The organism is Caballeronia udeis (assembly GCF_044909315.1).
GTDB classification, from domain to species: domain Bacteria; phylum Pseudomonadota; class Gammaproteobacteria; order Burkholderiales; family Burkholderiaceae; genus Caballeronia; species Caballeronia udeis_A.
This window is the reverse complement of sequence record NZ_JBIYEB010000028.1, coordinates 65,324-76,563: the sequence shown is the minus strand read 5'-3', so window position 1 is coordinate 76,563 and position 11,240 is coordinate 65,324. Positions and strand designations below refer to the sequence as shown.

Here is an 11,240-nt window from a genome sequence, read left to right as displayed (position 1 = left end):
CGTGCATGCGCATCACGCCGGCATGTCAGCATGTCAGCGGCCTGAAGGTTTAAAGCGTTTCCAGCGGGCGTTTTGATTTCGGCGGTTTAAACTGGGTGTCGATGAGACTCAGTTCTTCCACCGACAAATTCACCTCTCGCGCCGCCGCATTCTCGATCACGTGGGCGACACTCCCCGCTTTCGGGATCGCCATGACCTGCGGTTGTTGCAGGACCCAGGCGAGCGCGATTTGCATCGCAGACAAACCGCGGGCCTTCGCAATGTCATTCAGAACGCTTTGTTTCGGCAAGCGTGCGTGATCGACGGGGCTGTAGGCCATTGCCGGCATATTGCGTTCGCGCAGCCACGGCAGGAGATCGAATTCGGGACCGCGCCGTGCGACGTTGTACAAGATCTGGTTGGTCGCGCACCGGTTGCCGTTTTCCAGCGCGAAGAGCTCGACCATGTCTTCAGTGTCGAAATTGCTCACGCCCCAGTGGCGGATCTTGCCCTGCGTTTTCAAGGTCTCAAAGCCACCGATCACCCCTTCAAGATCCTCGCCGCCACGCCAGTGCAGCAGGTATAAATCGATGCGGTCAGTCTGCAGCCGCTTGAGGCTTCGTTCGCACGCGGCCTTCACACCGGCTTCGCTACCGTTATGCGGATAGACCTTGCTGACGATAAAAAGCGCGTCACGACGATCTTTCAATGCTTCGGCGATCAGTTTTTCGCTCTCGCCTTCGCCGTACATTTCCGCTGTATCGATCACGGTCAGCCCCAGGTCCACGCCGGCGTTGAGCGCTGCGATTTCCGCGTTGCGGGTTCTGGCGTTATCACCCATTTCCCAGGTCCCCTGGCCCAACGCCGGAAGTTGCTCTCCGGTCCCATGCATGCTTGCTGCCGGAAGAAGAACGATTTTCTGCTGCGAAGTCATGGGCACTTCCCCTTTTATGCTTGATGTTGTTGGGCTCACGCCATGGCCCCCGGTTCAAATTTTTTTGAGTGCACATGCGTGTGCATGAGTTCGCACTGTCACATGCACTCAACCCTTTATCAGACTAAACCCACCACCAGCGGTCCCAGCAGCGTCAGCAATACATTCGCCAACGCATAGGTGATCGCGAACGGCACCGTAGGCACCGCGCTTTCCGCCTTGTCCAGCACACCGCCAAACGCGGGATTCGCGCTACGCGATCCGGTCAGGGCACCTGCCAGAAGCGCTGCGTTTGTGTATCGCAGCACGTATCGGCCGAACAGCATGGTGAGAACGAGCGGCAAGATAGTGACGACGGCGCCCAGCAAAAAGATCGTGAGGCCGCTGTTCTTCACCGTCACCACGGCCGCCAACCCGGAGTTCAGGCCAACCGCCGCGACGAACGCCGCGAGCCCGAACAGGTAACTCACGCTGTAGGCAGTGACAATGTTGGCCTGCAGCCGGGCAATCTCGGCAGCAGGAAGCGCGAGCTTGCCAATGGCCTCGGATGCCGTGCCGACCACAGCGGATTCCGTCGCGGCGCCGGCGAGCAGACCGGCCGCGGTGCCGCGATCCAGCTCGAATAGCGCGACCGCGCCAAGCACGAGCCCGAGCACCACCACCAGCTCGACAACGGAAAGGAGCCCGTAACGCCAGCCCCGGCCGATGTTCGCAAAGAATTGTGGTCCGCCGGTGAAACCCAGCGCGAAAATAAACAGCGCAAATGCAATATTCTTCAAATCTGGTGAAAGGCGCGCACCGCTTTGTCCGAGAATCAGCGCCACAATCAAGGTGCCGCATGCGCCGCCGAGCTGTATGGGTCCAAACTTGAAAGAGCCAATAAAAAAACCGATTGCCAGGCTTGCGAACAATGCAATTTCCGGTTGACTCGCCAACAAGTTCCAGATCATGAAATTATCGCCTCTATTGATTATTTAAACGTAACGATCAAGCGGCTTGGAATGACTAAATTAAGGATTCGATTAATTATGATCCGGATTCTGAAATCGATGAATAGTGCACCTCTTGGATGTCAGTTTGCCAGCCGTCAAGCCGGGGCGATATGAATTTAACTTCCTCCTTCATTTTTGACACGCTGCCAACGTGCCTTTGACTCAATAAAACAGCTGTTTGACTAAGCCCTGCAGAGCGTCTCCCGGTTCGGCAAGGCGGATTGCCTGTTTGTATTCAATAAGACAAGAGGTTTTATCAGTGCCTCAAAAAGCAGAATGACGTAACACAGCTCTTGAAACAAGAATTTGAATAAATCAGACGATCCATTCCAAAAATCGCGCAAGTGTAAATTTTTATTGCAATGAATAAACAAATATGAAAGTCTTGCGGTTAATGCGGAATGCGTACAAGAAACGAAGGAAATATTGCGATTCCGCACAGATGTCAATGCGCATTTTTGGCGGCGATCAAAAAATGCCGTATGCGCGGTCATGCGCAATACGGTCCCACGCTGAGTTGGACACTGAGAGGTAAGAGACGATGAATCAAATTCATGCCATGCGTGTGTTCGTACGAGTGTTGGAAACCGAGAGTTTTCGGCGCGCGGCACCACAACTCGATGTATCAAACGCGCTAGTTACTCGCGCAATTGCAATGCTGGAAGCGCATTTACGCACCCGGTTAATCAATCGCACTACGCGTAACCTCTCACTGACAGAAGCCGGCACGCGTTATCTTGAAGGCTGCCGCGCATTGCTCGAAGAACTCGATCATCTCGAATCGATGGTGGCGCATACCGAGGGCGACCCAGCGGCACATTGCGGGTAGTGGCTTCCGGATCCCTTTCGCTAATGGCGTTGACACCGCTGATAGACGGTTTCCGGCAGGTCTATCCAAAGGTGAACGTACGGCTCACCTTGCCGAGCGTCATGTGGATTTGGTGGAAGACGGATTTGACGTTGGTATTGTCACGGCATTCATGGTCTCGAGCACGGCATTGGTCGAACGCCCGGTCGCCACCAACACGCTGATTCCAGTCGCGACGCCGGCTTATCTTGAAGAACACGGCTCACCCAGCACCCCCGGCGACTTGCTGCATCACTCGTTCGTCGCACTGCCCAGCGAAATGCGCAGCGCGACCTGGCACTTCCGGCATCGCAACAACGGCAGCGCGGATCAAGTCACGCTCGCGCCTGTCTATACTGTCAACAGCGCGTTGATGGTGCAGCTCGGAACGCTTGCGCACATGGGCATTTCCACCATTCCTGAAGGAATTGTCGCGGCAGATCTGGAGGATGGTTCGCTGGTACGCGTGCTGGGCGATTATGCAATCGATGATCCGGATGTGAAGGTGTCGATCGTTTATCCGGGACGCCAGTATCTGCCAGCCAAGACGCGCGCATTCATTGACTACACGCTCGAACACATGGGCCCGGGCGGAGAAGTCGGATTGCCGCAGCCTGAAACCGTTCTCTCACGGCTTTCGATGGTGCCGCCGGCAAGCGCGGTGGTTAATTAACTGACGCAGATTTTCCAGGCTGGCGGGGAGGCCGTTCGATGCCGATTCACATGATCGTCTTCAGCAGCCGGCAATATGACCGGGACGTCTTCACCGCAGCAAATGCGGCGTTTGGTTACTCACTGCAGTTCCAGGAATCACAGCTCGACGCGCAAACCGCCGTGCTTGCTCACGGTTACGCAGTGGTATGCCCGTTCGTGAACGACATCCTGGACGAAGCCACCCTGGAAACGCTTCACGAAGGCGGCACGCAACTCGTGGCGCTACGCTCGGCAGGCTTTAATCACGTCGATCTGGCAGCGGCAATCCGGCTCGGAATTGGCGTGGTACGGGTGCCGGCCTATTCACCGCATGCGGTGGCCGAGCATGCCGCCGGGCTGATCCTGACGTTGAATCGCAAACTGCATCGCGCGTATGCCCGGACTCGCGATGGCGATTTTTCGCTTAACGGCCTGCTGGGTTTCGACCTGCACGGCAAAACGCTTGGGATTATTGGCACCGGCGTGATCGGGCGAGTATTCGGACGCATCATGGCAGGGTTTGGAATGAAGCTGCTGGCGTTTGATCCTGGCGCGCCAGCAGCCGATCTTCTGCAAGCCGGGGCGCATTATGTGCCGCTGGATACGCTGCTGGCGGAGTCGGACATTGTCAGCCTGCATTGCCCGCTTTTACCTTCCACTTATCATCTGATCGACGCCGCCGCGCTCGCCCGCATGAAACACGGTGCAATGCTGATTAACACGGGCCGCGGCGGTTTGATCGACAGCCAGGCGCTCATTGGCGCCTTGAAAAGTGGGCAGTTGGGCCATCTCGGACTCGATGTCTATGAGGAAGAAGGCGGGCTGTTTTTCGAAGACCATTCCAATCACATGCTGCAGGACGACGTCCTCGCGCGGTTATTGTCGTTTCCGAATGTCATCGTTACCTCGCATCAGGCTTTCTTCACACGCGAAGCCCTCGGCGAGATTGCCAATACCACGCTTGGGAATGTAAAAGCCTGGTTCGACGGCTCCCCGCGCTATCAGGTATTTCCCTGAGCAATTCAATTACGTGATTCGAATGCGGCGTTATCGACGGGATATTTTTATGGTTTCCGTCTGATAAATCAGGTCTCCCGATAATCCGCTTATTCTTCATACTATTGTCCTTGCATAAGCATTGCGATTTTATTGCACAAGCGGCACGCCATTTGCTGTGATTCAGTGCCATTTAGACGGCTGGGGTATCTGCGTCAGCCGTTCAGGGTCGCCCCGTTTCCGGGCCGGTCTTAGTCTGGCGTTATCGATTTATTCGCGAGTGGGGACCGGTTGGACGCATCGCAAGACTTGATTGTCGCGAGGCCGGAAGGCCTCTATTGCCCGCCGGGCGATTTCCATATCGACCCGTGGCGCCCCGTCGAGCGGGCAATCATTACTCACGCCCATGCCGATCACGCCCGCTTCGGGCATGCGAGTTATCTGGCGGCTGAACCGGGGGTCGGCGTGTTGCTGTCCCGGCTGCCGGGTATTTCATTGCAAGGTGTTCCGTACGGCGAGCGCCTTGTCGTCAACGGGGTCGCCGTGTCTCTGCATCCGGCCGGACACGTGCTCGGCTCCGCTCAAGTGCGCGTGGAACATGCGGGGCGCGTCTGGGTCGCCTCCGGCGACTACAAGGTCGAACCCGATCCCACTTGCGCGCCGTTCGAACCGGTTCGCTGCGACACCTTCATCACGGAATCCACGTTCGGCTTGCCGATTTATCGATGGGAACCGTCCCGCACGGTCTTCGAGGGCATTAATTCGTGGTGGCGGCATAACGCAGCCGAAGGCCGGGCGTCCGTGCTGTTCTGCTATGCGTTCGGCAAGGCGCAGCGAATTCTTGGCGGAGTCGATCCGGCCATTGGCCCGATCTTTTGCCACGGCGCCGTGGAACCGCTGAACCGGGCGTACGAGCAAGCAGGCGTCCATTTGCCATCCACGCGGCCCGTCAGCGGCATCGCTGCCAAAGACAAGACCGCGTTCAAGGACGCGCTGATTATCGCGCCGCCATCGGCGCAGGGCAGCGCATGGATGCGCCGCTTCGGCGACTATAGCGACGCGTTTGCGTCGGGCTGGATGCGGCTGCGTGGCACGCGGCGGCGGCGCGGCGTGGACCGCGGTTTCGTGCTCTCCGATCACGCCGACTGGCCTGGGTTGCAAACCGCGATCGATGCAACGGACGCGCAACGCGTGATTGTCACGCACGGACAAATCGAGCCGATGGTCCGATGGCTGCGCGAACAGGGCCTGGAGGCGAGCGCGTTCAAGACCGAATTCGGCGACGACGCCATAGAAGCCGACGCAGCGGAGAGCGCCGCCGACCCCGCTCCTTCGCCTAGGGCCGACTCACAATGAAACGCTTCGCCGCGCTCTACGCCGCCCTGGACACGACCACGTCGACGAAAGAAAAGCTCGAGGCGCTGATCGCGTATTTTTCGGCGGCTGAACCCGAGGACGCCGCATGGGCGTCGTATTTTCTGAGCGGCGGCAAACCTCGCCAGTCGGTACCAACCCGTCTTCTCACCGAGTTCGCCCGCGAGCGCGCCGGCTTGCCGGAATGGCTCTTCGACGAGTCATACCAAGCGGTCGGCGATCTGGCCGAAACCATCGCGCACATCCTGCCACCCGCACAGCGCACATCCGAACTCGGCCTCGCGCAATGGATCGAGGGACGCGTGCTGACCTTGCGCGGTCTGGAGCCCGCTGAACTTCGAACCCGCTTGCTCGGCTACTGGGACGAACTCGACTGGAGCGAACGTTTCCTGCTGACCAAGCTGATAGGCGGTGGCTTTCGGGTGGGCGTCGCGCGGCAGCTCGTCGTGCGCGCGCTCGCCGAAGTCGCGGGGGTGGATCACAAGCGCATTGCGCAGCGCATGGTCGGCTGGACCGACTCGCAGCAAGCGCCGGGCGCGGCGCGTTATCTGCGGCTCATCGGACCGGAAATCACGGCCGAAGAAAACACCGCCACGCCGCACGAAAGCGATCTCGGTTTGCCCTATCCGTTTTTCCTCGCACATCCCTTGCAAGCCGATCCGGCGACGCTCGGGATGCCGTCGGATTGGGTTATCGAATGGAAATGGGACGGCATTCGCGCGCAACTCGTGAAGCGCGGCGGCCGGGTGTGGCTGTGGTCGCGCGGCGAAGATCTCATCACCGACCGCTTTCCCGAACTCGCGTCGCTGGGTGCAGCGCTGGCCGACGGCACCGTCATCGACGGTGAAATCCTCGCGTGGGAACCCGGCGGCGACACGCCGTTGCCGTTTGCGCGGCTGCAACCGCGGATCACGCGCAAGACCTTGTCGAAGAAAGTGCTTGCCGACTCGCCCGCCACGTTTCTCGCCTACGACCTGTTGGAAGCCGGTGGCCGCGATCTGCGCGTCGCGCCGCTGATCGAACGCCGCGCGCAACTCGACGCATTGGCCGCCGCGTTGGGCGAAACATTGGCGGTGGACTTGCTGCGGGTCTCGCCCATGGTCCATGCGCCCGATTGGGAAACCCTCGCCGCGTTGCGCGACGAAAGCCGTAGCCGGGGTGTTGAAGGCCTGATGCTGAAGGGACGCGAGTCGATGTATGGCGTAGGGCGAACGAAGGCGTCGGGGACCTGGTGGAAATGGAAGATCGATCCTTACGCCATTGACGCGGTCCTGGTTTATGCGCAACGCGGCCATGGCCGGCGCGCGAGTTTGTACACCGACTTCACCTTCGCCGTGTGGGACGAAGCCGATGGCGTGCGCACCCTCGTGCCGTTCGCCAAGGCGTATTCGGGCTTGACGGATGAAGAGATGCGCAAGGTCGATGCGGTCGTGCGCAAGACGACCATCGAAAAGTTCGGACCGGTGCGCAGTGTCACGCCGACGCTCGTGTTCGAGATCGGCTTCGAAGGGATCCAGGCGAGTCCGCGCCACAAGTCCGGGATTGCCGTGCGATTTCCGCGCATGTTGAGATGGCGCACGGACAAACATATTGACGACGCCGATACGCTCGGCATGCTCAAGGGTTTCCTCGACGGGGCAGGACCATGAGCGCACCGGCCGATGAGGATGAACGCAATGATCAGGATACCCAAACAAAGCGCCGTGCACCGCGTGCGCGCCGGGTACCGAAAACACGCGCTGCACAGGCGAAGGCCGATGCAGTGGCAGAGTTGTTTCGGCCCGCGCCGATAACCATCGACCCGGACGTGGCGAACCTGCCGTTCCAGGCACGTCTGGCCGCATGGTTCGAACGGCGCGGTTGGCAACCGTTTCCGTTTCAACGCGAAGTGTGGACCGGGATTCCGGGCGGCGCGAGCGGCCTGCTCCACGCGACCACCGGCGCCGGCAAGACGTGGGCGGTATGGCTGGGCGCGTTGGCGGCATACATTCCCGAGGACACGAGACGCACCACGCTGCCCGCGCCGCTGACCGTGTTGTGGATCACACCCATGCGTGCCCTCGCCGCCGATACCGCCCGCGCATTGCAGACTGCCGTGACAGAACTCGCGGTGCCGTGGAGCATCGGTTTGCGCACCGGCGATACCCCTTCCGCGGAACGCGCCCGGCAAAACAAGCGCATGCCGAGTGCGCTGGTCACCACGCCCGAAAGTCTCACGCTGATGCTCACGCGCGCAAATGCCAAAGACGAGATGAAGCACGTGCGGCTGATTGTTGTCGATGAATGGCACGAGCTGCTCGGCAATAAGCGCGGCACGCAAACGCAGCTCGCCCTCGCTCGTCTTGCGCACTGGCGGCCCAAGCTGCAAGTGTGGGGGTTATCGGCGACGCTCGGCAATCTTGATCTCGCCCACGACGCGTTGCTCGCGCCGGTGAAAACGCCGCGCGTCGTAGTGCGGGGCGCGCAGCCGAAAACGCTGATCGTCGATACGCTGATTCCTGAGACCATCGAGCGTTTTCCGTGGGGCGGCCACCTCGGCACGCGTCAGGTTGGACCGGTCGCCGCCGAGATCGACCATGCACGCAGCTCGCTTGTTTTTACCAACACGCGCTCACAGGCCGAGGTCTGGTATCAGGCGCTGCTTGAATCTCGTCCCGACTGGGCGGGTCTGATCGCACTGCATCACGGTTCCCTCGATCAGGAAGTCCGCCAGTGGGTTGAACTCGGGCTTAAAAACGGCCAGTTGAAAGCGGTGGTTTGCACGTCGAGCCTTGATCTGGGCGTCGACTTCCTGCCGGTCGACCGCGTGTTCCAGATCGGCTCGCCGAAAGGCGTCGCGCGTCTGATGCAGCGCGCGGGACGCTCGGGCCACGCGCCAGGGCGAACGTCGCGGGTGACGATCGTGCCCACCCACGCGCTCGAACTCGTGGAAGCGGCTGCCGCGCGCTGGGCCGTCGAGGAACGCCGCATAGAAGGCCGGGAGATGCCCGACAAGCCGCTCGATGTACTAGTCCAGCATCTGGTGACCATTGCGATAGGCGGTGGTTTCAAGGCACCCGATCTCTTCGATGAAGTACGCACGACGTACGCGTATCGCAACCTGACGCAGCAGGAGTTCGACTGGGCGCTGGCGTTTGTCGAACGCGGTGGCGCTTCGCTGGCGGCGTATCCCGACTTTCATCGCGTGACGCGCGATGCCGACGGTGTGTATCGCGTGCCGCGTGAAGATCTGGTCAGGCGCCACCGCAACAACGTCGGCACGATTGTCGCGAACGCGACCATCAACATCGCGTATATGACAGGTGGCCGGATTGGCGCAATGGAAGAGTCATTCATCTCGCGCCTGAAGCCAGGCGACGTGTTCACATTCGGCGGCCGCGCACTGGAGCTCGTGCGCGTGCGCGAGATGACCGCGTATGTGAAACGCGCAACGTCCTCGCGCGGCGCGATGCCTCAATGGGCCGGCAGCAAGATGCCGCTGTCATCCGAACTCGCCGATGCCACGCTGATGATGCTGGCCCGCGCCGTGAGCGGCGTCTACAACGAGCCCGAGATGCAGGCTGTGCGGCCGCTGCTCGAACTGCAGGCGAAGTGGTCGGCGCTGCCCGAGCCGGGTGTGCTGCTGGTCGAGCTGATTCGTTCGCGCGAGGGGCATCACCTGTTCTGTTATCCGTTTGCAGGACGAATGGCGCATGTCGGGCTTGGGTCGCTGATCGGCTGGCGCGTGGCGCGCGACCAGCCGAGCACGTTCTCCATATCGATGAACGACTACGGCTTCGAGTTGCTGTCCGCGCAACCGTTCGACTGGGAAACGCTCATACGGGACGGACTTTTTTCGCCCGATAATCTCGAACACGACATCCTCGCGAGCCTCAATTCGTCGGAGCTTGCAGCACGGCGTTTTCGCGAGATCGCGCGGGTGTCCGGGCTGGTCTTCCAAGGTCACCCCGGGCAACAAAAAAGCGCGCGCCAATTGCAGGCATCGAGTGGACTTTTCTATGAAGTTTTTCGCCGGCACGACAGCGGCAACCTGCTGCTTGCGCAGGCCGAGGAAGAGGTCATGTTGCAGGAACTCGACGTGGAGAGGATTCGCACGGCGCTCGGGAGCATGAGCGCGAGCCGGCTGGCACTGACTCGCCCGAAGAAACCAACGCCCTTTGCGTTTCCGCTGATCATCGCGCGGTTGCGGGAGAAGGTGAGCACCGAGAAGCTGTCCGATCGCGTCGCGCGTATGCTCGCCGATCTGGAAAAGGCGGCACGCGCATGATGCTCGAGGCGTTGACGGTGGATGTTGGCGGCCATGCGCTGGTGTTGTCGGCGGAGCGGGCGGCATTCGATCCGGTGCGGCAAACCTTGTTCATCGCCGATGCGCATATTGGCAAGGACGCCGTGTTTCGCGCTCGCGGTATTCCTGTCCCGGAGGGCTCGACGGCGGAAACGCTTGCGCGCCTGCACGGCCTGATCCTGACGCATCGGCCGGTGACGATCGTGTTCCTCGGCGACCTGCTGCACGCACGTGAGTCGCATGCGTTGAGTACGCTTGGCGCGTTGGCCGAATGGCGCGGGCGGCATGCCGGCTTGCGGCTGATCCTTGTGGAGGGCAATCACGATCGGCACGCGGGCGGCCCGCCGGATGCGCTGTCAGCCGAGGTGGTTGCGGAGCCGTACAGACTCGGGCCTTGGGCGCTGTGTCATTACCCGCAGCGCGTGGCGGGCGCGTATGCGTTGGCGGGGCACGAACATCCGGTGTACCGGGTCGCGACCCGGCTCGATAGCGCGAGATTGCCGTGTTTTCGTTTCGGTGCAGAGGCCGGCGTGCTGCCCGCATTCGGCGCGTTTACCGGCGGCTTCGAGGTGAACGAGAGCGCGCGCGGCGAGCGGGTCTTCGTGGTCGCCGGGGAACGGGTAATGGCGGTGCGGACTCAGTGATAAATCATCTTCGATGACGTCAGTTTCGTGAGCGTCCCGCGCTGGAACCTGTACCAGCCATCGGCGCTTTTCAGCACCACTTCATCGCGCTGCCAGAACACGCCGGTGAGTTTCATGCGTCTTGTCAAACGCTCGACCGTGGGCGGACGCCTGCTGAAATCGTAGAGAACGAGTTCGGGTGCCCCGGTATCGAACGCTTCGACAATCATCCGCGCGCCCGACGGTTCGTCGAAATGCGCAATGCGGCGGGCGTTCAGTCGATCGAAGCGTTTGCCATCGATCTGAGCTTCCATACTGTCTCCTTGCTGAACGAACATCACGCTGCCGCCCGTGGTGCGGATCGGCCCGGCGCTCACGTTGGCTTCCTGAGCCAATGCCCCCGGCGCGACCGCGAACGCCAGCAGCGCGGCAACAATCAACGGAAAAAATTGCCGGAGCGCAGTCATCAAGGTCCTTGTTGGAAAAGCAGGAATCCGCAACCTAGTCCGCGCGATGA

At 60.8% G+C, this 11,240-nt stretch carries 10 protein-coding genes; 7 read left to right on the top strand and 3 right to left on the bottom strand.

Annotation, left to right across the window (positions count from 1 at the left end; all coding sequences use genetic code 11):
* Positions 1-49 precede the first annotated feature (49 nt).
* Positions 50-913 carry an aldo/keto reductase gene (locus ABH944_RS33855; protein ID WP_404611829.1) on the bottom strand — a complete coding sequence of 288 codons (864 nt, stop codon included), beginning with the start codon at positions 911-913 and terminating at the stop codon, positions 50-52.
* A gap of 119 nt (positions 914-1,032) precedes the next feature.
* Positions 1,033-1,863: an aspartate-alanine antiporter-like transporter gene (locus tag ABH944_RS33850; RefSeq protein WP_404611827.1), complete on the bottom strand. Its 831-nt coding sequence runs from the start codon at positions 1,861-1,863 to the stop codon at positions 1,033-1,035.
* A 583-nt stretch (positions 1,864-2,446) separates the two neighbouring features.
* On the opposite strand from ABH944_RS33850, the gene ABH944_RS33845 reads away from it, so the two are divergent.
* The 7 genes from ABH944_RS33845 to pdeM all read left to right on the top strand — a co-directional run bounded on the left by ABH944_RS33845 (position 2,447) and on the right by pdeM (position 10,744).
* Positions 2,447-2,734 carry a LysR family transcriptional regulator gene (locus ABH944_RS33845; protein ID WP_404611825.1) on the top strand — a complete coding sequence of 96 codons (288 nt, stop codon included), beginning with the start codon at positions 2,447-2,449 and terminating at the stop codon, positions 2,732-2,734.
* A 103-nt stretch (positions 2,735-2,837) separates the two neighbouring features.
* The gene (locus ABH944_RS33840; RefSeq protein WP_404611823.1) at positions 2,838-3,425 is read left to right on the top strand and encodes a substrate binding domain-containing protein; all 588 of its coding nucleotides are present in this window, start codon (positions 2,838-2,840) and stop codon (positions 3,423-3,425) included.
* Between the two features lie 44 nt (positions 3,426-3,469).
* Positions 3,470-4,462, top strand: coding sequence for a 2-hydroxyacid dehydrogenase (locus ABH944_RS33835; RefSeq protein ID WP_404611904.1), 993 nt, complete (start codon positions 3,470-3,472; stop codon positions 4,460-4,462).
* Between the two features lie 270 nt (positions 4,463-4,732).
* A complete protein-coding gene (locus ABH944_RS33830; RefSeq protein ID WP_404611821.1) occupies positions 4,733-5,797 on the top strand; it encodes a ligase-associated DNA damage response exonuclease in 1,065 nt (354 codons plus the stop codon).
* The gene (locus ABH944_RS33825) at positions 5,794-7,464 is read left to right on the top strand and encodes an ATP-dependent DNA ligase (RefSeq protein WP_404611819.1); all 1,671 of its coding nucleotides are present in this window, start codon (positions 5,794-5,796) and stop codon (positions 7,462-7,464) included. The genes ABH944_RS33830 and ABH944_RS33825 overlap by 4 nt, the downstream gene beginning before the upstream one ends.
* Positions 7,461-10,082, top strand: a complete 2,622-nt coding sequence (locus tag ABH944_RS33820; protein WP_404611817.1) for a ligase-associated DNA damage response DEXH box helicase — start codon at positions 7,461-7,463, stop codon at positions 10,080-10,082. The genes ABH944_RS33825 and ABH944_RS33820 overlap by 4 nt, the downstream gene beginning before the upstream one ends.
* Positions 10,079-10,744, top strand: coding sequence for a ligase-associated DNA damage response endonuclease PdeM (pdeM, locus tag ABH944_RS33815; protein ID WP_404611815.1), 666 nt, complete (start codon positions 10,079-10,081; stop codon positions 10,742-10,744). The genes ABH944_RS33820 and pdeM overlap by 4 nt, the downstream gene beginning before the upstream one ends.
* Here pdeM and ABH944_RS33810 read toward each other — a convergent pair.
* The gene (locus ABH944_RS33810) at positions 10,738-11,190 is read right to left on the bottom strand and encodes a hypothetical protein (protein WP_404611813.1); all 453 of its coding nucleotides are present in this window, start codon (positions 11,188-11,190) and stop codon (positions 10,738-10,740) included. The genes pdeM and ABH944_RS33810 overlap by 7 nt on opposite strands.
* Positions 11,191-11,240 lie beyond the last annotated feature (50 nt).

Coding starts and splice junctions, on each gene's coding strand:
- ABH944_RS33855 (WP_404611829.1), bottom strand. CDS start 913: ATGACTTCGCAGCAGAAAATCGTTCTTCTTCCGGCAGCAAGCATGCAT.
- pdeM (WP_404611815.1), top strand. CDS start 10,079: ATGATGCTCGAGGCGTTGACGGTGGATGTTGGCGGCCATGCGCTGGTG.
- ABH944_RS33850 (WP_404611827.1), bottom strand. CDS start 1,863: ATGATCTGGAACTTGTTGGCGAGTCAACCGGAAATTGCATTGTTCGCA.
- ABH944_RS33845 (WP_404611825.1), top strand. CDS start 2,447: ATGAATCAAATTCATGCCATGCGTGTGTTCGTACGAGTGTTGGAAACC.
- ABH944_RS33810 (WP_404611813.1), bottom strand. CDS start 11,190: ATGACTGCGCTCCGGCAATTTTTTCCGTTGATTGTTGCCGCGCTGCTG.
- ABH944_RS33820 (WP_404611817.1), top strand. CDS start 7,461: ATGAGCGCACCGGCCGATGAGGATGAACGCAATGATCAGGATACCCAA.
- ABH944_RS33825 (WP_404611819.1), top strand. CDS start 5,794: ATGAAACGCTTCGCCGCGCTCTACGCCGCCCTGGACACGACCACGTCG.